Genomic DNA, 24,981 nt, shown 5'->3' with positions numbered 1-24,981 from the left:
GCCATGACCTCCGACCAGTTCGTCCTCACCCTTTCATGCCCGGATCGCGCCGGCATCGTGGCAGCGGTATCGGGACACTTGGCCGGACAGGGCTGCAACATCGTGGAAGCGCAGCAATTCGGTGACCCCGAGACGGCACGTTTTTTCATGCGTCTGGTATTCCAGAGCGCCAATCTTGCGCTCGACGAACTGCGCCTGCGTTTCGCCAAGGTAGCCGATGCGTTCGGCATGCAATGGACGCTGCGCTATCGCGCTGAACGTCGTCGCGTATTGCTGCTGGTGTCGAAGTTCGACCACTGCCTGGCCGACGTGCTCTACCGCTGGCGCATCGGTGAGTTGCCGATGGAGATTGTGGGCATCGTTGCCAATCATCCGCGCGATACGTACCGGCATCTGGATTTCGACACCATACCGTTCCATTACTTGCCCACGAACCGCGAGCATCGCGTGGCACAGGAAGCTGCGCTGTCAGAGCTAATCGAAACCAGTGGCGCGGAGCTGGTGGTACTTGCGCGCTACATGCAGGTGCTATCGGGCGAATTGGTGAGCCGGCTGGTCGGTCGCTGCATCAATATCCATCATTCGTTTCTGCCTGGCTTCAAGGGTGCACGTCCGTATCACCAGGCGTACCGCCGCGGCGTCAAGCTGATCGGCGCCACCGCGCATTTCGTCACGGCAGACCTCGACGAAGGGCCGATCATCGAGCAGGACATTGAACGCGTCACCCACGTCGATACGCCCGATGATCTGATACGCATCGGCCGCGATATTGAAAGGCGCGTGCTGGCCCGCACGCTGCGGCTCTATCTCGATGACCGTGTGCTGCTCAACGGCAGCAAGACGGTTGTGTTCACTTCCTGACCCGGAGATGTTCGTGGAACTGATCGGCATGCTCGACTCGCCCTATGTCCGTCGCGCCGCGATTTCGTTGCGTCTGCTGGGCATTCCGTTCACGCACCGCTCGTGGTCGGTGTTCCGCAACTTCGATGAGTTCCAGCAACTCAATCCGTTGGTGAAGGCGCCGACACTGTTGTTCGATGACGGCAGCATGCTGACCGAGTCCAGTCTGATCATCGATTGGGCCGAGACCCTTAGTAATCGCCCCGCCCTGATGCCGCGCGACAGTGCCGAGCGTAAGCGCGCGCTTCGGCTGGTCGGCATCGCGCTGGCAGCCAGCGAAAAGAGTGTGCAGATCGTTTATGAGTACAAGCGCGACCCAGAGAAGCGCGACGCCGGTTGGTTGAAGCGCGTCAAGGGTCAGCTGCACGCGGCTTATGACCTGCTTGAGCGCGAACTCGACAGCGTCGATGGATGGCTGTTTGGGGATGCGCCGGGACAGGCGGACGTTTCTGTTGCCGTGGCGTGGGGCTTCACGCAACTGGTAGCCGCCGATACGATCGATGCAACGGCCTATCCGCGACTCATGGCCTTCTCGAAGAGGGCTGAACAGCATCCGGATTTTGCGGCGCTGCCGCCGGTCTGAGTATTCATTCCCTCTCCCCCGTGGGGAGCGGGCCGGGCTGACGGGGCACTCTTGAGATAGTGCTAAGTCAAAGCCGGCTTTGTTCCACCGTTATCGCGAGCACCCGCCCCTCACCTCGATCCTCTCCCCGCCGGGGAGAGGAAGGAAAATTCAGCGGCAAGCATCGATCGCCTGCGAGAGCCGCTCCACGGCAATCACTTCCATCTCGCCTACCTTGCCCTTCTTGGGTGCATTGGCCTTGGGCACGATGGCTTTCTGAAAGCCATGATGCGCCGCTTCCTTGAGACGCTCCTCTCCGTTGGGTACGGGGCGAATCTCACCCGAAAGGCCAACCTCGCCGAAGGTGATGGTCTTTTCCGGCAAAGGCCGGTCGCGCCGCGATGACAACACGGCCAACAGTACCGGCAAGTCCGCCGCGGTTTCCTGCACGCGGATGCCGCCCACCACATTGACGAACACGTCCTGATCGTACGCAGCGACGCCACCATGGCGATGCAGCACCGCCAGCAACATCGCAAGACGGTTTTGCTCCAGGCCCAGCGTCACCCGCCTCGGATTGCCGAGCGAGGACTGATCGACCAGCGCCTGCACTTCGACCAGCAGCGGCCGCGTGCCTTCGCGCGTCACCATCACCGCGCTGCCTGACGTCGGCCCGCTGTGCGAGGAGAGGAAGATCGCCGAGGGATTGGGCACTTCGCGCAGCCCCTTCTCCGACATGGCGAACACACCCAGCTCGTTCACCGCGCCGAAGCGGTTTTTGAACGCACGCAACACACGGAAGCGGCTGCCCGATTCGCCCTCGAAATACAGCACCGCGTCCACCATGTGCTCGAGCACACGTGGACCGGCAATACCGCCTTCCTTGGTGACATGACCGACCAGGAACACCGAGGTCCCGGTTTCCTTGGCAAAGCGCGTGAGCTTGGCCGCCGACTCGCGAACCTGGCTCACCGAACCCGGCGCCGCGGTGAGCAGTTCGGTCCAGATGGTCTGGATGGAGTCGATCACCAGCACGCGCGGCCGATTGCTCAGGGCCTGTTCGATGATGCGTTCGATGCAGGTTTCCGCCAGCGCATGCAGAGGCGCCAGCGGCAGGTCCAGGCGCTGCGCGCGTGCGGCGACCTGGGCCAGCGACTCCTCGCCAGTGACATACACGCTTGGCATCTGCATACCCAGCGTTCCCAACACCTGTAGCAGCAGCGTGGATTTGCCGATGCCGGGATCACCACCAATCAGCACCACCGAACCATCGACCAGACCGCCGCCCAGCACACGATCCAGCTCGCCGATTCCAGTGAGCGTGCGTCTCTCTGAAGTAAGCGCCACCGCCGTCAGCGGCGTCACCTTGGGTGAACCCGCGGCGGCACCGGCATAGCCCGTCGTGCTGCGCGCGGCACCTGCCGACTTCACTGCCGGCTGCACCACGAACTCACTCAACGTGTTCCAGGCACCGCATTCGATGCACTGGCCCTGCCACTTGGAATGCTCCGCCCCGCAATCGGTGCAGATGTAGGCGGTCTTGGCTTTGGCCATGCGGGTGTCCTGTGAGTCGTGCGCAATGCGGGAAGCTTAGCCGCCCTGCATCGCAAACCGCGAGACGCCCTGACCCGAACTGCTTGATGGGAACCTCAAAGATACAGCCATTGCGCAGCATCAATCAGCCCATTGCATGGGCTTGATACGGTCCGCGGGATGTCCAGATGAACGGCCCTTGAGATGGCAAAGAAGATATCCCTATTCCCCAAGCACCCAGAGCGCATCTGCTGGGGCTGCGACAAGTACTGCGCCGCGGTTTCCTTGCGCTGCGGCAACGGCTCCGGCCGCACGCCCCACCCCATCGAATTGCTTGGAGACGACTGGCTGGAGCATGGCAAATGGGGTTTCGAGCTCCCAAAAGCGCGCCATCAAGGCAGTACGCCCGCAAAGGGCCCGGACGAGCCAAGCGAGTCGTAGCGGTACAGCTCTGTTATCGGCGCAGCGCACCGGGCAACGGCTGGCGCCTGGCAGGGTCAGTGCTCGTCTTCGACAAACAGCACGCGACGAGTCATGCCGCAGGTGAGATCGTAGGAGATGGTGCCGGCTTGCGCGGCGACGATCTCCACCGGCAGCTCTGGCCCCCAGAGCATCACACGATCGCCCACTTTCGCCTCGGGCGCATGGCGCAAGTCCAAGGTGATCAGATCCATCGACACACGACCGATCAGTGGCACGCGGCGATCACCGACCAGCACCGGCGTGCCAGCCACAGCGCTGCGCGGATAGCCGTCGCCATAGCCGACGGCGGCAACGCCGACAGGCATATCTTCGGGACAAGTCCAGGTGCCGTTGTAACCGATGCGCTCACCTTTGCCGATGCGGTTGACCGCAATCAGGCAGGTGCTCAGCGTCATGGCCGGACGAAAACCGAAATCAGCGCCAGTCTTGCCATCGACCACCGACAATCCGTACAGCAGGCCGCCCGTGCGCACCCAGTCACCCTTCGCATCGGCCCAGCCAAGAACGGCGGCGGAGTTCGACAACGAACGCGGCCCGCGCAGGCCGCGCGTCGCCTCGGCAAAACGAACAATCTGCGCCGGTGTCTGCGTGCCGTCGAACACTTCCGACTCGGCGAAATGGGTAAGCAAGCCGATCTCGGAATCAATGCCGGGCATCGCCGCCAATTGCGCATGAACGAACGCCACCGCTTCCGGTGCAATACCGAGGCGATGCATGCCGCTGTCCACCTTCAGCCACACGCGCAACAGGCCGCGCGCCGGCGAGGCTTCGTTGAGCCAGTGCAGCTGTTCCTCGTGATGGATTGCCGCATCCAGATTCAGCCGCTGCATCTCGGCGATATCGCTGGCGCGGTCGGGCCCGGACAACACCACAATGCGCTGCCGATGTCCCGCCGCGCGCAGGCGTAAGCCATCACCCAGTGCCGCTACTGCAAACGCATCGGCATCACCGTCGAGTGCCCGAGCGACACGCTCCAGACCATGCCCATAGGCATCGGCCTTCACCACCGCCATCACCTTCGCCGGCGCAGCCAGCTGCTTGATGCGGGCGAGATTGTGGCGCAGTGCGCCGAGATGGATGGTGGCGACAGTGGTACGGCTCATGCCTGCTTGGCGCCGGAAAGCGACGCGATGAAAAGAGATGGAAAAAGAAGCGGACCGACCGGTCCGGGCAAGGCCCGAAGCTTAGCAGCCTTGTCCGAGCCGGACCGACCCGACACCCCTACCCTACCTCCCGGACACGGCACCCGCGAAGGCGCACCCATGACTTTCCCGGGGCAATGGGTGGCTTACGCCATCAACCGCTCAGTGAGTGTCTCGATTCACACAGCGCTGCATGGCGGCACGGTGGGCCTTGTTGTATTCGGACTGCGTCATGGCACCGGAGGCGAGCGCATCCTGCAGATCAGTCATTTGCTTGCCGCAGGTCTCGTTGTTCTGCACCACCCGGGTATCGCTGCCGCAGCCAGCGAGCGCCATACATGTTCCGACCAGTAACGCGGGAATCACGGTTCTGTTCATGGCAGTCCCTCAGATGACGCCCAATACCAGCAACACGATCAGGATGATCACGATAAGGCCCAAGCCTCCGCTGGGGCCGTAACCCCAAGAGCGGCTATAGGGCCACGACGGCAGCGCGCCGAGCAAAAGCAACACGATGATGAGCAGAAGGATCAGCGACATGTGTTGTGCCTCGTGCAGGAAACCGGCTACGAGGGTGCGCCGCGGCATGTGAACCTCTCACCCGTTTTGCGTGCAAATCGCGCATAGAACGGATGCGGTACAGGTGCCGTTCCCTTAACGGAACGGCACCTAAAGGGAGCAACGTCCGACCATTGGACGGCTATTCAAAGGCGCCGACGAACGAATCTGGCGCGTAGTTCTCGAACTTCGTGTAATGGCCGAGGAAGGTGAGCTTCACCGTATCGGTCGGACCGTTACGCTGCTTGCCGATGATGATTTCGGCCAGGCCCTTATCGGGCGATTCCTTGTTGTAGTACTCGTCGCGGTAGATGAACATGATCACGTCCGCGTCCTGCTCGATAGCGCCCGACTCGCGCAGGTCCGACATCATCGGTCGTTTGTCGGCGCGCTGTTCCAGCGAGCGGTTCAACTGAGACAGCGCGACGACTGGACAATTGAGCTCCTTCGCCAGGCCTTTCAACGAACGCGAAATCTCCGAGATCTCGGTTGCGCGGTTTTCCTTGTTGCCCGGTACCTGCATCAGCTGCAGGTAATCGATCACGATCAGACCCAAGCCGCCATGCTCGCGATGCAGGCGACGCGAGCGCGAACGCAGCTCCACCGGCGACAAGCCCGGTGTGTCGTCGATGAAGATCTTTGCCTCGGACAGCAACGCGATGGCATTGGTGACGCGCGGCCAGTCCTCTTCGGCCAGGTCGCCGTTACGCAGGTGCTGCGCGTGAATTCGGCCGACCGAGGAAATCATACGGAAGGCCAACTGCGAGGCCGACATTTCCATCGAGAAGATCGCTACTGCCTTCTTGCCACGCATCGCAACCGATTCGGCGATGTTCACCGAGAACGCCGTCTTGCCCATCGAGGGACGCGCGGCGACGATGACCAGGTCGGAGGGCTGCAGACCCGAGGTGAGCTCGTCCAGATCGGAAAAGCCGGTGGAGACACCGGTGAGCTGGCCCTTGTTCTCGAAGCGCTCGGAGAGAATCCGAAACGCGTCCTTGACCGCCTCGCGCATCGACACGGTATCTTTCTTGCCGCGGGCACCCGACTCGGCGATCTTGAATACCGCCTGCTCGGCGCGCTCAAGCACCTCGTGCACGCCCATTCCTTCGGGCTGATAGCCGTCCTCGGCAATGCCGGTACCGGCGTCGATCAGCTGACGCAACACCGACTTTTCGCGCACAATGTCGGCGTAAGCGCCAATGTTTGCCGCGCTGGGCGTGGTGTTGGCTAGCTCGATCAGGTACGCGGCGCCGCCGATCATCTCGCCCAGGCCGTTGGCTTCGAACCAGTCGCCCAGGGTCACTGCATCGCACGGCATGCCCTTATTGGCCAGCTCGGTGATGGCGCGCCAGATCAGGCGATGATCTCTGCGATAGAAATCCTGCTCGCCAAGGCGATCAGCGACCTTGTCCAGCGAATCCGGAGCCAGCATCAGGCCGCCCAGCACTGCCTGCTCCGCATCGATGGAATGCGGCGGAACGCGCAGCGCGTCGATATTAGGGGCGGACTTGCGCTCGGAACGACCCGAACGCTCAGAGCGTTCTGGTCGATCAGGGCGATCGGAAACGAAGGGCATCGCGATTCCTCGCAGCGGACCGGCGCACGGCCGCCGGCAGCATGACGTTGGGCACAGAGCATACGCGGCACCATCTCAGGCCGCGAGACAATAACTCTGTGGATAAGCTGTGTTTGGTTGTGGATAAGCCGATGGGCCGACTACCAAAACAAACGGGCGCCCTGGGGGCGCCCGTTCGGATACAGCTGGCGATGGGGCGACTTACTTCTCGCCGACCACGATCACCGTGACCTGGGTCTGCAAGTCGGCGTGCAAGGCAATCACTGCCACGAACTCGCCGGTGTGACGGATCGGGCCTTCACCCTGGATCACTTCACCCTTATTCACTTCGTGGCCTGCAGCGGTCAGGGCCTCGGCGATTTCGCGCGGGCCGACCGAGCCGTACAGCTTGCCTTCCGGGCTGGCATTCGCGGCGATGGTCACCGAGACGCCTTCCAGCTTGGCCTTGCGGCCTTCGGCGCCGGACAGCTGCGAAGCAGCCTTGGCTTCGTACTCGGCGCGGCGCTTCTCGAAGGCTTCGAGGTTGGCGGCGTTGACACGCACTGCCTTGCCCTGCGGCAGGAGGTAGTTGCGGCCGTAACCCGGCTTCACATTGACCTTGTCGCCAAGGTTGCCGAGGTTGCGGACTTTCTCAAGAAGAATCAGTTCCATGGTGGTTCCTTTTCGTTAGCACCGGTATGGCCCGGCGCAGCCGTGGACGGCTGTCCGAAGAGTTGAATCACGCCCAGCCCGAAGGCTGGGCGCGAGCCACGATCAGATGTCGTGGTTGTCGGTGTACGGCAGCAGAGCCAGGAAGCGGGCGCGCTTGATAGCGGTCGCCAGCTGACGCTGGTAGCGGGCCTTGGTGCCGGTGATGCGGCTCGGCACGATCTTGCCGTTCTCGGACACGTACTGGCGCAGGGTGTTGAGATCCTTGTAATCGATCTCTTTGACCTTTTCGGCCGTGAAGCGGCAGAACTTGCGGCGGCGGAAGAACTTGGACATGTCTGTGCTCCTGATCAGTCGTCGCTGTCGCGATCGTTGTCACGGTCGTCGCGTTCACGACGGGCCGGGCGCTCATCACCATCGCTGTCGTCATCGCGGCGGCGCGAGGACTTGGCGTCATCCTTTTCCTTGCTCTTCAGGATGAACGACTGCTCAGTGTCGGCCTCGTCGCGGCGAACCACGAGGTGGCGCAGCACGGCGTCGTTGAAGCGGAAGCCCGACTCCAGCTCGTTCAGCGCGTTCTGGCTGACTTCGATGTTGAGCATGACGTAGTGAGCCTTGGCCAGGTTCACGATCGGGTAGGCCAGCTGACGGCGGCCCCAGTCTTCCAGACGATGAATTTTGCCACCGTCGGTCTCGATCAGCGCCTTGTAGCGCTCGATCATCGCCGGAACCTGTTCGCTCTGGTCAGGGTGGACCAGAAACACGACTTCGTAATGTCGCAGGGACATTGTTGGGTAACTCCTTGTGGATGCGGCCGTAATGGCCTCGCAGCCTCCCGCCCTATGCGGTGAGGCAAGGTTCCATCCGGGCCTTTGGGGCGCGGACAGAAGCGGAAGTGTAAGGGAATTCAGGCGCTTGGGGCAAGTGGTTGAAAAACCACGGCCTGGGATGAATGGCCGTCATCCCAGGCCGAAGGCGCTGGATCCCAGCTTTCGCCGGAATGACGGCAAACTGCAAGGATGACGGCAAATTGCAGTGATGACGGCAAATTGCCGGAGTGACGGCAGGTTGCCAGGCGGCAGCTCAGCCGACAGTAAAGCTCTCGCCGCAACCGCATTCCCCGGTGGCATTGGGGTTGTGGAAGACAAAGCTGGCGTTCAGCCCCTGGCGCTGGAAGTCGATCACGGTACCGTCCACCAGCGGGAGACTCTTGCCGTCCACGATCAGTGGCACGCCATCCACATCCACTACCTGATCGTCGGTACCCAGCGCATCGGCCAGGTCAACCACATAACCGAAGCCGGAACAGCCCGTGCGCTTCACACCGAAACGCACACCAGCCGCACCGGGGGTACCGGCAAGGAAGCTGCGCATGCGTTCGCTGGCGGCGGGAGTGATGGTGATGGTCATGGGCAATGCAACTACCAGAGTGTTTCGATGGTCGGAAATCGGGCGCGAAGGGTCGCTACCTGAACGATACGTACATTATCATGCCGAGTTCGTCTTACGCGTCCGATATGCGGCGCCCAGCAGGAGTTTCAATCCATGACGGTGGTTAGCCCGATCGTATCGAGCGTGAAGCAGGCTCTTTCCGGCAGCATCGAAGCCGGCAGCATCGTGACTGTGCGCGGCTGGGTCCGTACACGGCGCGATTCCAAGGCGGGCCTGTCCTTCGTCAACGTGAGCGACGGCTCCTGCTTCGACCCGATCCAGGCGGTGGTCACGGACCAGGCCGCCAATTACGAAAGCGAGGTGAAGCATCTCACCGCCGGCGCGGGCGTGATCATCACCGGCACGCTGGTGGCTTCGCAGGGCAAGGGTCAGAGCTTCGAGATCCAGGCCACGGAAGTGACCGTGACCGGCTTCGTGGACGATCCGGAAACTTATCCGATCCAGCCCAAGCAGCATTCGATGGAATTCCTGCGCGAAGTGGCTCACCTGCGTCCGCGCACCAACTTGTTTGGCGCGGTCACCCGCGTGCGCCACACCATGATGACGGCGATCCACCGCTGGCTCACCGAGCAAGGCTTCTTCTGGATCAACACCCCGATCATCACCACTTCCGACGCCGAGGGCGCCGGCGACATGTTCCGCCTGTCCACGCTGGACCTGGCCAACCTGCCGCGCGACGACAAGGGCAAGATCGACTTCCGCAAAGATTTCTTCGGCCGTGAGGCGTTTCTCACCGTGTCCGGCCAGCTCAACCTCGAGGCCTACTGCCTGGCGATGAGCAAGGTGTACACCTTCGGCCCGACCTTCCGCGCCGAGAACTCCAACACGCCACGCCACCTCGCCGAATTCTGGATGGTGGAGCCGGAGATCGCGTTCGCCGACCTCAATGCCAACGCCGATTGCGCCGAAGGTTTCCTCAAGGCCATCTTCAAGGCCGTGCTGGAGGAGCGCCCGGATGACATGGCGTTCTTCGCAGAGCGCGTGCAGCCCGATGCAATCAGCCGTCTGGAAGCCTTTATTGCCGAACCGTTCGAGCGCATCGACTACACCGAGGCCGTCGAGATCCTGAAGAAATCGGGCCAGAAGTTCGAATTCCCGGTGGCCTGGGGCATCGACCTGCAGACGGAGCACGAACGCTACCTGGCGGAGAAGCACGTCGGACGCCCGGTGGTGGTGATGAACTATCCCGAGCAGATCAAGGCGTTCTATATGCGTCTGAACGACGACGGCAAAACCGTGGCTGCGATGGATGTGCTCGCTCCCGGTATTGGCGAAATCATCGGCGGCAGTCAGCGCGAGGAACGCCTGGACTATCTGGACCGCCGCATGGCCCATTTCGGTCTCGATCCCACTACCTACGGCTGGTATCGTGACCTGCGCCGTTACGGCACCGTGCCGCACGCGGGCTTTGGCCTCGGCTTCGAGCGCCTGCTGGTCTACGTATGCGGCTTGTCCAACATCCGTGATGCCATCCCCTACCCGCGTGCGGCGGGGACGGCCGAGTTCTGATCCACCCTATCGCTATGCGCAACCGTCAGATCGCCACTACCGCCCTCCTTTTTGCCGCCGTCGTGATCGGTGGCTGCCACAGTGTGAAAACGCTGGTGCCGCCCAACCTGCGACCGCCCGAAGACAGCCGCGTCAGCCTGGACCAAGCCAAACAGGCGCTGCAGCAGGCTACGCCGTGCTGCAGCACGTTCGCCGACTTCTCCTACCAGAACAGCCTGCCCTGGCAACCGAGGAAATTTGTGCTGGGTCCGGGCAGCATGGTGGTCAATCTCAATGGCGAGCGGAGTTATTTCCTCAGTTTCAGTCTGCCACGCGAAGCCAAACTCCCTTACCGCGTCGCGCTGAAGTCGGAATTGAATGGTCGCTGGCTGCGCGCCAGCTACCTGTTCGCGCCCACGGTGGTGGTCCTGGACGATGCTTTCCAGCAGATCGACACCAAGGACGTGGGCTTGTGCGAGCACATGGGCTGGACAGACGAAACCACGGGTGCCTTCGGCAGCGTCGAGGTCACCGACCAGCGTGCGCGCTACCTGGTGCTATACAGCTCGGCCAAGCAACAGGCCAGCAGCACCTATTGGGAGCAGTCGCCGGCCAGCTTCTCTGCCGAAGCACCCGTGAAGATGGCCACGGCAGGCTCATTCAAGGTGCCGCATGGCCCGGATGGCACCATCTGGGTTGGCTTGATGGACAAGACGTATAAGGATGCGGTCGACAACGCCATCTGCGCCAAACCAGCGCAGGGCAACGGCGTGCTGAGCACGATACGCGACGCGATCCCTCTGCCCGGCACCGGTGACGGCAACAAAACCGGCGCGCCCAAGGCAACGGCCACGCCGAACGGCAGCACGGACACCACCACTCCGCCGACGGACAGTGCAGCCAAGGGTTGAGCGCACGTCCTCGCAACAGTCGATAACAGGCACGGCATGATCGAGCTTTACCTGACCTTACTGATAGCCGGCGTTGCCGGCTTCCTTCTGCACTTTGGCTCGCAATACCGCGTGGCCTCGCTGCTGCGGCGCCACCACCCGCACGAGTGGCAGATCATCGCCGAAGCCGATGGACGCCCAGCCAATGCGCTGCGCACCTGGATCCGCCTGCAGCTCGCACTGAGATCGCCGGTGCTGCCGGCGCTGGAAGACAACGCCATCACGCGCTGGCGGCTGGCTTGGCGTTACAGTCTGTGGGTGGCGTGGCTGTGCTGGTTTGGTGCGCTCGGCATCCAGCTCAGCGCGCGATAGTTCCCTTCCCTTTGAGGAGCCCGTCATGTTGCTGGATCTCAGCGGGCGTCACGCCCTTGTTTGCGGTGCCTCGCAAGGCATCGGCCGTGCCAGTGCCATCGAGTTGGCCGAACTGGGCGCCAGCGTCACCTTGCTGGCTCGTTCGGCGGACACGCTCAAAGCGGTCGCCGAGGCGTTGCCACGCAAGCATGGACAGCAACATCGCTGGTTCGCCGTGGACATGTCGCAGACGGACAACCTGCGAACCGCGCTTGCCGACATGGTGGCCAGCAGTCCGATGCAGATCCTGATCAACAACACCGGCGGCCCGCCAGGTGGCCCGGCGCATGCGGCCGAAGCCGAGGCGTTCGAAGCGGCGTTCCGCCAGCATCTGCTGGCCGGGCAGGCGCTGGTTCAGGCGCTGCTGCCAAACATGCGGGCCAGCAGCTACGGGCGCATCGTCAACGTGATCTCCACCTCGGTGAAGGAACCGATCACAGGACTGGGCGTTTCCAACACCGTGCGTGCGGCTGTGGCGGCGTGGGCAAAGACGCTCTCCAGCGAACTGGCGCCCGATGGCATCACCGTGAACAACGTACTGCCCGGCTACACACGCACCGCGCGCCTGGACGGCCTGCTCGCCGCACAAGCCAGCAACACCGGGCGCAGCGGGGACGAAATCGCCCAGGGCATGCTTGCTTCGGTGCCGGCGCGACGCTTTGGCGAAGCCGCCGAAGTGGCAGCGGTGATTGCGTTCCTGTGCACGCCCGCGGCAGCCTATGTGAACGGCGTGAGCATTGCCGTAGACGGTGGACGCACGCGCGCGCTGAGCTGACAAGCCGGCGCGATACGCCCGCGTCCGGTGCAATTGGCTGGCGCTGGCCTTAAGCTTGTGCCGATGCCAAACCTGCGCCTCGCCAACCTGATCGACGGTCGCCAGCAGGCGCCTTGTAACGATCAATGGCTGGACGTGTTCGAGCCGGCCACGGGCCAGGTCTTCGCGCACTGTCCCGATTCCTCCGCCGACGATGTCGCCCAAGCCGTTGCGGCAGCGCAGCGTGCCGCGCCTGGCTGGGCTTCGACGCCCACGGAGCAGCGCGCAGGCCTCCTCCACAAGCTGGCCAACCTGATCCAGGCACGGCTGGAGGAATTCGTTGCGCTGGAATCGCGTGACAGCGGCAAGCCGCTGACGCAGGCCCGCAACCTGGACATTCCCCGCGCCATCTCCAACCTTCGCTATTTCGCCGCCGCCATCGTGGCGTGGAGCAGCGAATCGCATGCGATGGAAACCGGGGCGATCAACTACACGCTGCGCCAGCCGCTTGGCGTGGTCGGTTGCATCAGCCCGTGGAACCTGCCGCTTTACCTGTTCACCTGGAAGATCGCGCCCGCGCTGGCCGCCGGCAACACGGTGGTGGCCAAGCCCTCGGAGATCACGCCCTGCACCGCCGCCCTGCTCGGCGAGTTGAGCATCGAGGCAGGCTTTCCGCCCGGTGTGCTGAACATCGTGCTGGGTCGTGGCCCCCAGGTGGGCCAGGCCATCGTGGAGCATCCCGCGGTGAAGGCCGTGTCGTTCACCGGTAGCACGCGCACCGGCGCCCAGATTGCCGCTGTCGCTGCGCCGCAATTCAAGAAAGTGTCGCTGGAACTGGGCGGCAAGAACCCGGCGGTAGTGTTCGAGGATGCCGATCTCAGCGACGCAAACCTCGACACCATCGTGCGATCGGGCTTCGCCAACCAGGGCGAGATCTGCTTGTGCGGTTCGCGACTGCTGGTGCAGCGCTCCATCTACGATGCGTTTCGCCAGCGCTACCTCGAACGCGTGAAGGCGCTGCGCGTGGGCGATCCGAACGACAGCGGCAGCGACCTTGGTGCGCTGGTGTCACGGGAACACTTCGACAAGGTGATGGGTTGTATCGGGCAGGCGCGCGAGGAAGGTGGCCGCGTGCTGTGCGGTGGCGATGCGATGCAGGTGTCCGGCCGCTGTGCTGACGGATGGTTCGTGGCACCTACGGTCATCGAAGGACTGGGTAGCGATGCCGTCACCAACCAGCAGGAAATCTTCGGCCCGGTGGTGAGCCTGATTCCGTTCGAAGATGAAACCGAAGCACTGGCCATCGCCAACGGTACGGGCTACGGCCTGGCCGCCTCGGTGTGGACGCGCGATCTTTCCCGCGCGCACAGCTTTGGCGCACAACTCGACTTTGGCATCGTGTGGATCAACTGCTGGCTGCTGCGCGATCTGCGCACCCCGTTTGGTGGCACGAAACAATCCGGACTCGGTCGCGAAGGTGGCACGGAAGCATTGCGCTTCTTTACCGAGCCGAAAAACATCTGCATACGCTACTGAGAATATCGCCGTGAAAAGCCCACTACAGAAACTGCTCGACAGCAACCGCGAGTGGTCAGCCGCGGTACGCGCGCAGGACCCAGGCTTCTTCGAACGCCTCGCTCAACAGCAAGCGCCAAAGTATCTTTGGATCGGCTGCTCCGACTCGCGCGTACCGGCGACACAGATCGTGGACCTGCCGCCGGGTGACATCTTCGTGCAGCGCAACGTCGCCAACGTGGTGTCGCATACCGACCTCAACTGCCTCAGCACCATCCAGTTCGCCGTTGACGTGCTCAAGGTCGAACACATCCTTGTGGTGGGCCATTACGGCTGCGGCGGCGTGCAGGCGGTACTCGACGAGCGGCGCCTCGGCCTGGTCGACAACTGGCTTCGCCATGTCGGCGATGTGGCACAAAAGCATTCCACGATGCTCTCTTCCATCGACATGATGCACCTGCGCAACAGTCGCCTGTGCGAGCTCAATGCGATGGAACAGGTGGTCAACGTGTGCCACACCACGATGGTGATGGATGCGTGGGAACGTGGCCAGAAACTGTCGGTGCATGCGTGGTGCTACAGCCTGTTCGATGGCCATGTGAACGACTTGGGCATGCACGTCAGTTCGCGCACCGAGCTTTGGCCTGCATACGAGACGGCACTGCAGCGCCTTGGCACCGTGCCTGAGTTCAACCGATGAGCGACGTGATCCGCACCACGCAGGCACCTGCGCCGGTGGGTGCCTATCCGCACGCGCGTCGCGTGGGCGATCTGCTGTTCCTGTCCGGCGTGGGTCCGCGCGAGCCGGGCAGCAATGCCATCCCTGGGAATGTCCACGACGCACAGGGCCACCTGGTGGGCTATGACATCGAAGCGCAGTGCCGGCAGGTGTTCGCGAATGTGCGTGCTGTGCTGGAAGCCAGCGGCGCACGCTGGGAGGACTTGATCGACGTGACCGTATTCCTCACCGACATGGCGCGTGACTTTCCCGTCTACAACCGACTCTATGCCGAGTACTTTGCGGGCGTGGACGCTTGCCGTACCACGCTGGGCATCACGGCGTTGCCTACGCCGATTGCCATCGAGCTGAAATGCATCGCGGCGCTGCCGCAGCGCTGATCGCTGAAACTGGCAATAAACAAAAAAACCGGCGTAGTGCCGGTTTTTTTGTGTCAGGCGCCTGGGTTGTCAGTGACTGGCCGTTGTTGCCGGCAGCGTGGCCTTGGCCGACTTCTTGGCAGACTTGCCGCCCTTCTGGCTGCTGGGCTGGCTGCTCGACTTCTTCTTGTGGTGATGCGAGGAAGAAGAACTGGCCGGCTGAGCGGAAGCCGACTTGGTCGCGGGCGCCGCCTGCGGGGCAGCATCCTGAGCCAACACAGAACCGGAGAGTGCAACACCCGCCACAAGCAGGGAAGCGATCGCGAACTTACGCATGATGATGAGCCTCGAACGTCAGATGTCACGGACCCGGCCGGAACCCGGCGACACGGGTGGCGCAACGGCTAAAACATGGCATGTTTGCGCGCTTGCCGGAACCGCATTTTTCCCGTCTATCTGCGAGATTTCCGCCCTTCGCATCTTGACATTGCAAGACCCTAACAACGCTCGAAGCTTCTTGCGCTCATTCCACACACAGGCGCAGCAACTGAGCGATCGTTTCCTGCAGCTGTGAAGCTTTCGCTTCGTCATACGCGAAGCTGTCCTCGTCCATGTAGTTGAGCTGCGCCAACTCCAGTTGCACGGCCTGCACGCCGGTGTTCGGACGTCCATAATGACGCGTGATGTAACCGCCCTTGAAGCGGCCGTTGACCGCAAAGCTGTATCGCGACTGGCTCTCCAGCACGGTTTGCAGCTTCTGTTGCAGCGCTGGCGCGCAGCTGGCGCCATCAGCCGTGCCCAGGTTGAGATCTGGCAGCCGCCCCTCGAACAGCATGGGCACGCGGCTGCGGATGGAGTGCCCTTCCCACAGCACGACATGACCATGTTCGCCGCGCAGGCGTTCAAGTTCTTGCGAAAGCGCCTCGTGATAGGGGCGCCAGAATTCATTCACCCGCCGTTGAATTTCCTCCGCCGTGGGCTCCGCACCGTCGAGGTAAAGCGGCTTGCCGTCAAAGCCAATGGTGGAAACCAGCCCCGTTTCGCGGTGCCCTGGATACAAAGCCTGACCGTCAGCTGGACGGTTGAGGTCGATCACATAGCGCGATGCTGCCGGCCGCAGCACGCTCGCGCCGATGACTTGGGCCAGCGATTCGTACAAACGACCTACGTGCCAGTCGGTGTCCGGCGAACGCCTTGCGGCGGGCCGCATGCGCACAGCGATGGCGTCGGGAATGTAGCTGCCATCGTGCGGCAGGCTGATCAGCAGCGGCGCGGTGCCGCGATGGAGGGTGACGTTGCTCATCCACCAAGTTTAGCCGCACGGGCTCACGACATCAGCACCAACTCCTCGGCAGAGCTGGGATGGATGGCCACGGTGGCATCGAGGTCGCGCTTGCGCAGTCCCATTTTCATGGCCACCGCGAAGCCTTGCAGCATTTCCTCGGCACCCGGACCAAGCACGTGGATGCCCACGACGCGCTCCTCGTCGCCGGTGCAGAGGATCTTCATCACGCTCTGTGAGGTACGTCCAGCCACCGCCCACTGCAGCGGCGTGAAGCGGCTGCGATAAACGCGCAGCTGGTCGCCATGGCATTCGCGCGCCTGTGCCTCGGTGAGTCCGACCATCGCCAGCGGCGGCTCGGCGAACACCACGCTGGGAATGTTCTCGTAATCCAGCCGGCTGTCGGGCTGGCCGCCGAACAGTCGATCGGCCAGGCGACGGCCAGCAGCCACCGCTACCGGCGTCAGTTCGGGGCGCTCGGTGATGTCGCCCACCGCGCAGATGCCGGCTACATTGGTGTTCTGCCAGGCATCGGTAACAACATGACCCTGCTCGTCGACGTGAACGCCGGCAGCATCGAGGTCGAGCCGATCGCTGTTGGGCGTTCGTCCGATCGCCCACAACACCGCGTCGTAAGGACCGCTGGGACCATTGATCTCATCGTCGAACACGATGCCCTCGGCTTCGCGGCGCAGTCCATCCACCTTCACCGAGTGGATGACCTTGATGCCTTGCTCGCGCATGTGTTCCTCCAGCGCATCCACAAGCTCCGCATCGAAGTCGGTCAGCATACGGCTGCGCACATGCAAGGCCACTTCACTGCCCAGTGCGCGCAGGAGCCCGGCGAACTCGATTGCGATATAGCCGCCGCCCACGACAGCGATGCGGCGCGGCAGTGCGCGCAGCGCAAAGATGTCGTCGGACACCAGGCCCAAGTCGAAACCGGGCACATCGAGCTGACGAGGCCGCCCACCGGTGGCAATGACTACTTGCGTGGCACGCAGTTCATCGCCGCTGGACGTGGCCACGGTATCTGCCGAGACGAAGCGGCCGGTTTCTGCAAATACCTGGATGCCGACATCCGCAAGTCGTACGGCATAACGCCGACGGATGCCGTCGATATAGGTCTGGCGCAACTGCCGAAAGTGTTCCCAGTCGAGCGGGCCTGGCACGGAGGCGAAACCGTAATCGAGCGCGAGATGTTGTTCCTGCGCAAGCTGCGCGGCGTACCAAAGCGCCTTCTTCGGCACACAGCCGACGTTGACGCAGGTGCCACCAAGCGCACCGGGCTCGAGCAGTGCTACGCGTGCACCGTGGCGCGCCGCGCGGAAGGCCGTGGCCAAACCGCCGGAACCACCGCCCAGCACAATCAGATCGAAGGTTTCGGCCATGCCTGTCTCCTGTCCATGCAATCACCCTAAGCGAGTTGACGAGCAGGCGGCGTAAAAATCACGCGCCGAAGCGCGCCGGCGCGTAGGGCGTGGGATCGATTGCCGGTGTGTCGCCTCGCAGCATCGAGGCCACCAGCTCTCCGGTGGCCGCCGACATGCTGACACCGAGCATGCCGTGCGCGGTGGCCAGCGTCAGGTTCGACCAGCGCGTGCTCGGTCCGATGATCGGTATCTCGTCCATGCTCATCGGTCGCCAGCCCCACCATTCGTCCAGCAGCTGCGGGCCCTCCGGTTCCACCAAGCCCTCGGCGGCGCCACGCCGAAGGGCGTCGAGCCGCGTGCGATTGAGGCCTTCTGCATAACCGGAGAATTCCATGGTGCTGCCCAGACGGTAGCCGCTTTCCCAGGTGGTGACGCACACCGCCGCCTCGCGGAGCACCAATGCATGGCGCGGCGCCAGCGCGGGGCGCGTGTAGGTCAGCGAGTAGCCCTTGCCGGGCTGCATTGGTAGACGCAGACCCAGCAACTTGCCAGTGAGCGGCGACCAGGCGCCCAGCGCCATGACCACGCGATCGCCGCGGAACACGCCACGGGTGGTGCGCACGTGGTCGATGCGTCCGTCCTGTGTGCCGAAGTGATCGATGCGCGCTCCGGTCTCGATCAGGCCACCCAGCTCCTTCACACGTCGCGCCAATTCCGCCGCATAGCGATCCGGTCGCAGGCGAGCGTCGCCCGGATGGAACAGGCCTCCGACCACGCCTGGCTTCAGCGCCGGCTCCCGGGCCTCCACCTCTTCGCCGCGAAGGCGCTGCACGTCGACACCGAGACGATCCAGCACCTGTGCGTGGTGTTGCTCATCGGCCTGCAGCGCCTGATGGGTGCGGTAAACATATAGCTCACCCTCTTCGCTGAACTCGCAGTCAAGCCGATCGTCGCGTACCAGCCCTGCAAGCAGGGCTCGCGAACGCTGCAGGATGGCCGAGCGCGCCCGCGCAGCGTGCTCAAAGTCACGCCAGTTGCAATGCCTGGCAAAGCCCAACAGCCAGCGCAGACGTGGACCGTCGAAACGGGGATTGAGGTAAAGCGGCGCGTCCGCACGGAGCATCGAGCGCAACGCCACCCCAAGCATGCCGGGCATCGCCAGGGGGGCGGCATGGCTGGGCGTGATCGTTCCACAATTGCCGTGCGAACTTCCGCAGCCCGGGGTACCCTGCTCCAAAATGCGCACGGTAGCCCCGGACTTCAGTAGGTAGTAAGCACAGGCCAGGCCGATAACGCCGCCGCCGAGAATCAACACATCACTGCGTGAAGCATCCATAAAACTATTGTAGCGTCGCAACTGCCCGACCCTAACCCCGAGGGATCTGAACGATGGAAACGTCAGATGCGAAGTTCAGCAGGATGAAGATGGTTTGTCGTTCGGCCATGGTTTGTGCCGCAACCGTGGCGGTGTCCTTTCCCGGCGGACTCCGCGCGCAGGAGCAGCAGCATCCGGCCACCGCATCGTCGGGTACGCAGGTTTCGCGGGACTTGTTCACCGAAACGGCGCACATAAAAAACGACCTTGCGCGGTACATGTACCTCAAGGAAGTGATGCCGCAACTCACCAAGGAAGACCGCCTGATCGATCAGCAGCTGCTGGCGTCGGTGGAAGACGAGCTAGGGCTCTACGACGAAGCCGTCTACGATTTTCCGTTCGACAATCGCGTGCAGACGCCGGTGACACTGCCCGCCGCCGCCGACTGGCAGGCCACCGATGCGGTGGACCAGATCGTCAAGCTGGCGACCGACCGGCGCATCGTGATGATCAACGAAGCTCATCACGATGCACACACGCGCGAACTCACGCTTGCCCTGCTGCCGAAGTTGCGCGCGGAAGGCTTCAACTACTTCGCCGCAGAGGCACTCGTCAACGGCGACACCGAGCTGATGAAGCGCGGCTACCCCATTGCCAGCTCTGGCAGTCAGTATCTGCATGAGGCTCTGTATGGCGACATCATTCGCGAGGCGATCCGATTGGGCTTCCAGGTGGTGGCCTATGAATCGGAAGCCGACGTACTCGCCGATCGCGAAGCGGGGCAAGCCAACCTGCTCTATCGCAAGGTCTTCGCCAAGGACCCCAAGGCACGCCTGTTCGTGCATGCCGGATACGCTCACATCGACAAGGCACCGGGCAATCTGGGCGGCACCATCAAACCGATGGCAGTGCAGCTCAAGGCGCTGACGGGATTCGACCCGCTCTCGATCGACCAGACACGCTGGCGGGACATCGGCCCCATGCCAGACACCGATCTATACAAGCAGTTGCACGCCCTGTTTCCGGTGGATGGCCCCTCGGTGCTGATCAGCCGGCAAAACGGCAGCGTGTGGGCGTCAGACCCCAGTCGCCATGATGTCGACGTGATACTGCCGCCCTCCGGCCACCAACGCCGCCCGCACTGGTTGAGCCTGGACGGCGTACGCGTGACGCGCGTGGTGTCCAGCGACATGTGCCAGCGCCAGCTGCCCTGCGTGGTCGAGGCGCGATACGCGAATGAGAGTGAGGACGCCATTCCCGCTGATCGGTACGTATTTCTCACCGACAACAGCATCAACACCCTTTATCTTCGGCCGGGGCAGTACAAGATGACCGCCAAGGACCGGGAGGGCCGTACGGTAAGCCAGCGCAACCTCACGGTCGACAAGCCCGGCTCATGATGCATCGAGACCAATTCGAGTAATCACTGAGAACTTTCGCACAACTTATTGATTTGCTAACCTCGGCCGCAATCCATGCCGAGGGGAAGCATGATGTGCCCGGACGACGCCGTTCCTTCCTTATCGCCCGCGCCGTGGCGAACGGCGTGTCCATGGCTACTGGGCATCGTGATTCTGTCGCTGGCGGCCTGCGCCAGCGGGCCCCGCAAACCGGAGCCTACTTTCCGGGATTCCCGTTCCTCGTTGGCTGATCTGCCGGCCCGCGCCCCCACAGGCAGCACAGGCACCGCGAACGATGTGCTGTTTCGCGCCATTGCCCTGGTGGGCACGCCCTATCGCTGGGGCGGCAATACGCCCGACGGCGGCTTCGATTGCAGTGGCCTGGTGGACTACATTTACCGCAACGCCGCCGGCCTGATGCTGCCGCACAGTTCCCGGGAAATGTCCCAGCTCAATGGCTTCCAGGTGCGCCAGATGACAGATCTGGTCAGCGGCGACCTGGTGTTTTTCGCCGGTAACGGCAGCATCAGCCACGTTGGTGTCTATGTCGGCAAAGGGCGCTTCGTGCACGCGCCCAACAGCGGCGGCACGGTGCGGCTGGACGATATCGACGGTCCTTACTGGCGCGATCACTTCGCTTTCGGCAAACGCCTGCTCGACTGAGCAGCCCCATTTTTCCCCTGTAGGAGCGCACCCTGTGCGCGACCGCGGCGTCATGGCATCACTGCTCCGTAGCGCTATCGCGCACTGGTGCGCCCCTACAAAAACCGCCCGCCTTAGCCTCTACCTATCGCTTTCATCGAAAAATTGAATTGTACACAATTTAATTTTGTACTTATGATTGCGCCAATGAAACGGAAGCCCACTCCCGAACACCTGCTGCTGGACCAGCAACTCTGCTTTGCGCTGTATGCCGCCTCGCGTTCCGTCACCGGCCTTTACCGGCCCATGTTGGAACCTTTGGGGCTGACCTATCCGCAATACCTGGTGATGCTGGTGCTGTGGGAGCAGGACGGCCTCACCGTCCGCGAACTGGGCCAGCGCCTGCAGCTCGATTCGGGAACGCTTACGCCGCTGCTGAAACGGCTGCAGGCGGCGGGGTTGGTCAACCGGCAGCGTCGCGTCGAAGACGAGCGCGAAGTGGATATCCGTCTCACCGAGGCCGGCCTCGCCCTGCGCGAGCAGGCTAACGATGTACCTGCATGCATGGCGCAGCGGCTGCAGCTGTCGTTCGACCAGATGCAGCATCTGCGTGATGAACTGAAGCAATTGACCCGGCAACTCCAACTCTCCCCCAATGAGGATTGACCCATGAGCAGCACCAAGATTCTGTACACCGCCACCGCCACCGTCGTCGGCGGCCGCGAAGGCCACGCCAAGAGCAGTGACGGCGTACTCGACCTGCAGTTGGTCGTGCCCAAGGAGCTTGGTGGCCCGGGCGGCGCCGGCAGCAACCCGGAGCAGCTGTTCGCCGCCGGTTATGCGGCATGCTTCGAAGGTGCCATGCGCTTTGTCGCTCGACAGAAAGACGTTGCCATCAACAAGGATTCGTCGGTGACCGCGCACGTCGGCATTGGCCCGCGTGAGCCGACCGGGTTTGGTATCGCAGTGAAGCTGGACGTGAACCTGCCCGGTCTGGATCGCGCTGTGGCGCAGGAACTGATCGACGTTGCCCACCGCGACATCTGCCCGTACTCGCATGCGACGCGTGGCAATGTGGATGTGCAGATCACGCTTGTGTGATTCAACGCGACAGGCTGGAACGACAACGGCGCCGTGAGGCGCCGTTGTTGCGTTGAGGGGAAGTGACCCCTCACCCTGCCCTCTCCCCTTGGGGGAGAGGGTTCAAAGGCTTAGTGAGCCTCGGCACCCGGCGGGTGGGCGTGGCCGTGCTGGATCTCTTCCTCGGTGCCTTCGCGCACTTCGTTGAGTGTGACGTCGAAGTGCAGCGCCTTGCCGGCCATCGGGTGGTTCAGGTCCACATCGACCGTGGTCATGCCGACCTTCTCCACGACCACCACGCGGTGGCCGCCTTCCTTCAGCGCCAGCACGGTGGTCATGCCCGGCTTGAGCTTGGCGGACTGCTGGAAGTACTTCTTCGGCACGCGCTGGGTCATGCCTTGCTGGCGCTCGCCGTAGCCTTCGGCCGGGGCGACGTCAACCTGCAGGCTTTCGCCGGCCTCGTGATCTTCCAGCGCCTTTTCCAGGCCAGGGATCAGCTGACCATGGCCCAGCAACACCCACAGCGGCTCGTTGCGATCGAGAGAACTCTCGACCTTTTCACCGTCCACCGTCAGCGTGTAGTGGAGCGAGATGACCTTGTCCTTGCCAGCCTTCATTGCGTGTCTCGTGAGGAATGCAAACCGCGGATTCTAGCAGCCCGGCTGGCTACTCGCCTGCGCTGGGGCGAATCTGGCCGAAACGCACCCCGTGGGCCTCGGGCCCGATCCAGGCCAGCAGGGCCAGCAGCACCGCTACGCCGGCGATCCACGCCGACATGGCAAACGCCAGGTCGCCGCCATGCCACTTGGCGATCCACAACTGTGCGTTGGCGGTCACCGCGGCGAGCAGATTGCCAGTCTGATAGGCAAAACCAGGCAACGTGCCACGCATCCCCTCCGGCGCCAGCTCATTGAGATGAGTAGGCACCACGCCCCAGGCGCCCTGCACCATCACCTGGATGAGGAACGCGCCCACGGCCAGCAACAGGAGCGAGCCACCGTGCGCCCACAACGGGATCACTGGAATCGCCAGCAATGCCGCCAGGATGATGGCCCGGCGCCGACCGATCCGCTCGGAAAGCGCACCGAAGAACAAACCACCCACCAGCGCGCCGAGATTGAGCATCGCCACCAGCATGAAGGCCGCGCCGGAACCGGTAGGCAGGTGCAGGCTCTCCTCTTCAAAGGTGTGGTAGAGGTCCTGCGAGCCGTGGCTGAACATGTTGAACGCCATCATCAGCAGCATCAAATAGATCGCCAGCTTCCAGTGGCCACGCATGGACTGGAGCAGCCCCTTCTTCTCGCCCGTGGCGCGATCCTGCTGCCATACCTCCGATTCCGGCACGCTACGACGGATGTACAGCACCAGCAGCGCTGGCACCGCGCCGATCACAAACAGGCCACGCCAGCCGATGTGATCCACCAATAGCCAGTTCACCAGCGCGCCGAGGAAGAAGCCGCAGGGATAACCACTTTGAAGCAGGCCCGATACGACGCCGCGCGCCTTGGGCGGAATCGACTCCATGGCCAGCGAAGCGCCAATACCCCATTCGCCACCCATCGCGATGCCAAACAGGAAGCGCAGCACCAGCAGCATGGTGAGCGACGTGGAGAACGCCGTGGCCAGTTCGAACAGCGAGAACAAAATCACGTCCAGCATCAGGATCGGTCGCCGGCCATAGCGGTCAGCCAGCCGTCCAAACAGCAATGCCCCCAACGGTCGCGCAGCGAGCGTAAGGAACAGGCCGTAGGTGACATGTTCCTTGTCGACATGGAATTCCTGCGCTACGCCCACGATCACGAAAGTGAGCAGGAAGTAATCGAAGGCATCCAGCGTCCAGCCAAGGAAGCTGGCAAGCACGGTGTGGCGCTGGGTAGTGCTGAGCTCCCGCAAGGGCGCGAACGGCGACATCGGCAACTCCATCAGGTGATCGCGTCCGCCTGGGGACACTGGGCGCCAAGCGAACCATCATGGCCACTGCAGTGCAAGGGCGACCATCGCAGGGAGTGGCGCAGGCCACGCAGCCAGCGCAAACTCGTCTTCACGTCACGCATTCACGGAGTCCGATGACATGTCCACCATGGACGCCGCCGCTCTCTATCGCATCGCCGAGTCCTACGATCACTGGCTTCAGCGCCGATACGTCCAAGGCAAGCTCGCGACTGACCCCGCATACGCCGCCGCTGCGGAACTGATCGCCAGACACCCCATGCCGCTACTCGACATCGGCTGCGGCATTGGCCTGCTGGGCCAGTACCTGCATGCGCGCGGCGTGGTGACCCAATATCTCGGTGTCGACCACGATCCCCGCAAGATCGAGGCGGGTCAGCGCGCACTACGCCAGTCCGGGCTTGAAGAGACCTTGCAGCTGCGCGTCGAGGACGGCGCCACGACGTACCCGCTGCGAGGGCATGTCGCCATCCTCGACGTGTTGCATTACCTCAGTGAACCCCGGCAGCGTGCCCTGCTGGATAGCGCCATCACGCATCTCGCGCCAGGCGGCATGCTGATCGTACGCAACGTGCTGCGCGAACGCAGCTGGCGCTATGCCGCCACGCGCGTTTCGGAATTTTTCCTGAGCGCAAGCGGCTGGATGCGCGTGGGTGCGCAGCATTATCCGAGCGCTGGCGAGTTGCGCGCCCTGCTGGAGGCTGCAGGCCTCACGGTCACCATCCGCTCGCTGCATGGCAAAACGCCTTTCGACTGCTATCTGATAGTCGCCCAACGCCCGCGCTGAACGGCGCCACCATGCGGTTTTTGCCCAAACAGGCGCGAAGCCCGCGATTACGCTACAATGCACGACGCGGCATTCGCCGTCCTTCCCTCATTGAATACTGCAACGCGGTTCGTTAGAACGCTCCGAGTTGCTCAGGAGC

General features: G+C 63.1%; 30 protein-coding genes. 16 read left to right on the top strand and 14 right to left on the bottom strand.

All coding sequences use genetic code 11. The features are described from left to right. Nucleotides 1-3 precede the first annotated feature (3 nt). Nucleotides 4-861: a formyltetrahydrofolate deformylase gene (purU, locus tag AC3CBN_RS10705; RefSeq protein ID WP_488633013.1), complete on the top strand. Its 858-nt coding sequence runs from the start codon at nucleotides 4-6 to the stop codon at nucleotides 859-861. A gap of 13 nt (nucleotides 862-874) precedes the next feature. Next, entirely contained in the window at nucleotides 875-1,483 is a 609-nt protein-coding gene (locus tag AC3CBN_RS10700) for a glutathione S-transferase family protein (protein WP_488633012.1), read from the top strand. Between the two features lie 150 nt (nucleotides 1,484-1,633). Here the strand turns inward: AC3CBN_RS10700 and radA are convergent, their stop codons facing one another. Next, complete coding sequence (radA, locus tag AC3CBN_RS10695) at nucleotides 1,634-3,016, bottom strand: DNA repair protein RadA (RefSeq protein WP_488633011.1); 1,383 nt, start codon at nucleotides 3,014-3,016, stop codon at nucleotides 1,634-1,636. 183 nt (nucleotides 3,017-3,199) lie between these two features. On the opposite strand from radA, the gene AC3CBN_RS10690 reads away from it, so the two are divergent. Beyond that, a complete protein-coding gene (locus tag AC3CBN_RS10690; RefSeq protein ID WP_488633010.1) occupies nucleotides 3,200-3,436 on the top strand; it encodes a DUF3079 domain-containing protein in 237 nt (78 codons plus the stop codon). 56 nt (nucleotides 3,437-3,492) lie between these two features. Here the strand turns inward: AC3CBN_RS10690 and alr are convergent, their stop codons facing one another. Further along, a complete protein-coding gene (alr, locus tag AC3CBN_RS10685) occupies nucleotides 3,493-4,581 on the bottom strand; it encodes an alanine racemase (RefSeq protein ID WP_488633009.1) in 1,089 nt (362 codons plus the stop codon). A gap of 159 nt (nucleotides 4,582-4,740) precedes the next feature. On the opposite strand from alr, the gene AC3CBN_RS10680 reads away from it, so the two are divergent. Then, the gene (locus tag AC3CBN_RS10680) at nucleotides 4,741-4,974 is read left to right on the top strand and encodes a hypothetical protein (protein WP_488633008.1); all 234 of its coding nucleotides are present in this window, start codon (nucleotides 4,741-4,743) and stop codon (nucleotides 4,972-4,974) included. 33 nt (nucleotides 4,975-5,007) lie between these two features. Here AC3CBN_RS10680 and AC3CBN_RS10675 read toward each other — a convergent pair whose 3' ends face one another. The 6 genes from AC3CBN_RS10675 to AC3CBN_RS10650 form a co-directional block, all read right to left on the bottom strand. Next, a complete protein-coding gene (locus AC3CBN_RS10675; protein ID WP_488633007.1) occupies nucleotides 5,008-5,208 on the bottom strand; it encodes a DUF3309 domain-containing protein in 201 nt (66 codons plus the stop codon). A 112-nt stretch (nucleotides 5,209-5,320) separates the two neighbouring features. Next, nucleotides 5,321-6,757, bottom strand: coding sequence for a replicative DNA helicase (locus tag AC3CBN_RS10670; RefSeq protein ID WP_488633006.1), 1,437 nt, complete (start codon nucleotides 6,755-6,757; stop codon nucleotides 5,321-5,323). Between the two features lie 201 nt (nucleotides 6,758-6,958). Next, nucleotides 6,959-7,408: a 50S ribosomal protein L9 gene (gene rplI, locus AC3CBN_RS10665; protein WP_488633005.1), complete on the bottom strand. Its 450-nt coding sequence runs from the start codon at nucleotides 7,406-7,408 to the stop codon at nucleotides 6,959-6,961. 102 nt (nucleotides 7,409-7,510) lie between these two features. After that, nucleotides 7,511-7,741: a 30S ribosomal protein S18 gene (gene rpsR / locus AC3CBN_RS10660; RefSeq protein ID WP_488633004.1), complete on the bottom strand. Its 231-nt coding sequence runs from the start codon at nucleotides 7,739-7,741 to the stop codon at nucleotides 7,511-7,513. 14 nt (nucleotides 7,742-7,755) lie between these two features. Then, complete coding sequence (rpsF, locus tag AC3CBN_RS10655; protein WP_488633003.1) at nucleotides 7,756-8,193, bottom strand: 30S ribosomal protein S6; 438 nt, start codon at nucleotides 8,191-8,193, stop codon at nucleotides 7,756-7,758. A gap of 295 nt (nucleotides 8,194-8,488) precedes the next feature. Further along, complete coding sequence (locus AC3CBN_RS10650) at nucleotides 8,489-8,815, bottom strand: HesB/IscA family protein (protein ID WP_488633002.1); 327 nt, start codon at nucleotides 8,813-8,815, stop codon at nucleotides 8,489-8,491. Nucleotides 8,816-8,950: 135 nt separating this feature from the next. On the opposite strand from AC3CBN_RS10650, the gene asnS reads away from it, so the two are divergent. From asnS to AC3CBN_RS10615, 7 genes are all read left to right on the top strand, one after another. Further along, a complete protein-coding gene (gene asnS / locus AC3CBN_RS10645) occupies nucleotides 8,951-10,366 on the top strand; it encodes an asparagine--tRNA ligase (RefSeq protein ID WP_488633001.1) in 1,416 nt (471 codons plus the stop codon). A gap of 14 nt (nucleotides 10,367-10,380) precedes the next feature. Beyond that, nucleotides 10,381-11,256: a hypothetical protein gene (locus AC3CBN_RS10640; RefSeq protein WP_488633000.1), complete on the top strand. Its 876-nt coding sequence runs from the start codon at nucleotides 10,381-10,383 to the stop codon at nucleotides 11,254-11,256. A 36-nt stretch (nucleotides 11,257-11,292) separates the two neighbouring features. Further along, the gene (locus AC3CBN_RS10635) at nucleotides 11,293-11,607 is read left to right on the top strand and encodes a hypothetical protein (protein ID WP_488632999.1); all 315 of its coding nucleotides are present in this window, start codon (nucleotides 11,293-11,295) and stop codon (nucleotides 11,605-11,607) included. Nucleotides 11,608-11,632: 25 nt separating this feature from the next. Further along, nucleotides 11,633-12,421, top strand: a complete 789-nt coding sequence (locus AC3CBN_RS10630) for an SDR family oxidoreductase (protein WP_488632998.1) — start codon at nucleotides 11,633-11,635, stop codon at nucleotides 12,419-12,421. Nucleotides 12,422-12,484: 63 nt separating this feature from the next. Then, nucleotides 12,485-13,936 (top strand): aldehyde dehydrogenase, encoded by a 1,452-nt coding sequence (locus AC3CBN_RS10625; RefSeq protein WP_488632997.1) that lies wholly within the window; start codon nucleotides 12,485-12,487, stop codon nucleotides 13,934-13,936. A 10-nt stretch (nucleotides 13,937-13,946) separates the two neighbouring features. Continuing rightward, nucleotides 13,947-14,615: a carbonate dehydratase gene (gene can, locus AC3CBN_RS10620; protein ID WP_488632996.1), complete on the top strand. Its 669-nt coding sequence runs from the start codon at nucleotides 13,947-13,949 to the stop codon at nucleotides 14,613-14,615. Next, nucleotides 14,612-15,034, top strand: coding sequence for a RidA family protein (locus tag AC3CBN_RS10615; protein ID WP_488632995.1), 423 nt, complete (start codon nucleotides 14,612-14,614; stop codon nucleotides 15,032-15,034). Before can ends, AC3CBN_RS10615 begins: the two co-directional genes overlap by 4 nt. A 69-nt stretch (nucleotides 15,035-15,103) precedes the next feature. Here the strand turns inward: AC3CBN_RS10615 and AC3CBN_RS10610 are convergent, their stop codons facing one another. From AC3CBN_RS10610 to AC3CBN_RS10595, 4 genes are all read right to left on the bottom strand, one after another. After that, on the bottom strand, nucleotides 15,104-15,349 hold the full coding sequence (locus AC3CBN_RS10610) for a hypothetical protein (RefSeq protein ID WP_488632994.1): 246 nt from the start codon (nucleotides 15,347-15,349) through the stop codon (nucleotides 15,104-15,106). A gap of 187 nt (nucleotides 15,350-15,536) precedes the next feature. Beyond that, a complete protein-coding gene (gene hutG / locus AC3CBN_RS10605; RefSeq protein ID WP_488632993.1) occupies nucleotides 15,537-16,316 on the bottom strand; it encodes an N-formylglutamate deformylase in 780 nt (259 codons plus the stop codon). Nucleotides 16,317-16,339: 23 nt separating this feature from the next. After that, on the bottom strand, nucleotides 16,340-17,686 hold the full coding sequence (gorA, locus tag AC3CBN_RS10600) for a glutathione-disulfide reductase (protein WP_488632992.1): 1,347 nt from the start codon (nucleotides 17,684-17,686) through the stop codon (nucleotides 16,340-16,342). 58 nt (nucleotides 17,687-17,744) lie between these two features. Further along, on the bottom strand, nucleotides 17,745-19,004 hold the full coding sequence (locus AC3CBN_RS10595; RefSeq protein ID WP_488632991.1) for an NAD(P)/FAD-dependent oxidoreductase: 1,260 nt from the start codon (nucleotides 19,002-19,004) through the stop codon (nucleotides 17,745-17,747). Between the two features lie 53 nt (nucleotides 19,005-19,057). On the opposite strand from AC3CBN_RS10595, the gene AC3CBN_RS10590 reads away from it, so the two are divergent. The 4 genes from AC3CBN_RS10590 to AC3CBN_RS10575 all read left to right on the top strand — a co-directional run bounded on the left by AC3CBN_RS10590 (nucleotide 19,058) and on the right by AC3CBN_RS10575 (nucleotide 22,126). Beyond that, nucleotides 19,058-20,383 (top strand): hypothetical protein, encoded by a 1,326-nt coding sequence (locus tag AC3CBN_RS10590; RefSeq protein WP_488632990.1) that lies wholly within the window; start codon nucleotides 19,058-19,060, stop codon nucleotides 20,381-20,383. Between the two features lie 93 nt (nucleotides 20,384-20,476). Beyond that, on the top strand, nucleotides 20,477-21,046 hold the full coding sequence (locus tag AC3CBN_RS10585; protein ID WP_488636714.1) for a C40 family peptidase: 570 nt from the start codon (nucleotides 20,477-20,479) through the stop codon (nucleotides 21,044-21,046). 186 nt (nucleotides 21,047-21,232) lie between these two features. Then, a complete protein-coding gene (locus AC3CBN_RS10580) occupies nucleotides 21,233-21,691 on the top strand; it encodes a MarR family winged helix-turn-helix transcriptional regulator (RefSeq protein WP_488632989.1) in 459 nt (152 codons plus the stop codon). 3 nt (nucleotides 21,692-21,694) lie between these two features. Beyond that, nucleotides 21,695-22,126 (top strand): organic hydroperoxide resistance protein, encoded by a 432-nt coding sequence (locus AC3CBN_RS10575; protein ID WP_488632988.1) that lies wholly within the window; start codon nucleotides 21,695-21,697, stop codon nucleotides 22,124-22,126. A 110-nt stretch (nucleotides 22,127-22,236) separates the two neighbouring features. Here the strand turns inward: AC3CBN_RS10575 and AC3CBN_RS10570 are convergent, their stop codons facing one another. After that, the gene (locus tag AC3CBN_RS10570; protein WP_488632987.1) at nucleotides 22,237-22,722 is read right to left on the bottom strand and encodes an FKBP-type peptidyl-prolyl cis-trans isomerase; all 486 of its coding nucleotides are present in this window, start codon (nucleotides 22,720-22,722) and stop codon (nucleotides 22,237-22,239) included. 49 nt (nucleotides 22,723-22,771) lie between these two features. Then, the gene (locus tag AC3CBN_RS10565; RefSeq protein ID WP_488632986.1) at nucleotides 22,772-24,016 is read right to left on the bottom strand and encodes an MFS transporter; all 1,245 of its coding nucleotides are present in this window, start codon (nucleotides 24,014-24,016) and stop codon (nucleotides 22,772-22,774) included. 160 nt (nucleotides 24,017-24,176) lie between these two features. Here AC3CBN_RS10565 and AC3CBN_RS10560 point away from each other — a divergent pair, with 160 nt between their 5' ends. Continuing rightward, nucleotides 24,177-24,842, top strand: a complete 666-nt coding sequence (locus AC3CBN_RS10560) for a class I SAM-dependent methyltransferase (protein WP_488632985.1) — start codon at nucleotides 24,177-24,179, stop codon at nucleotides 24,840-24,842. Nucleotides 24,843-24,981: the final 139 nt, after the last annotated feature.

The organism is Dyella sp. OK584, from assembly GCF_057787755.1.
Note: the sequence above shows the minus strand (reverse complement) of the source record. Positions and strands in the feature narration are given on the sequence as shown.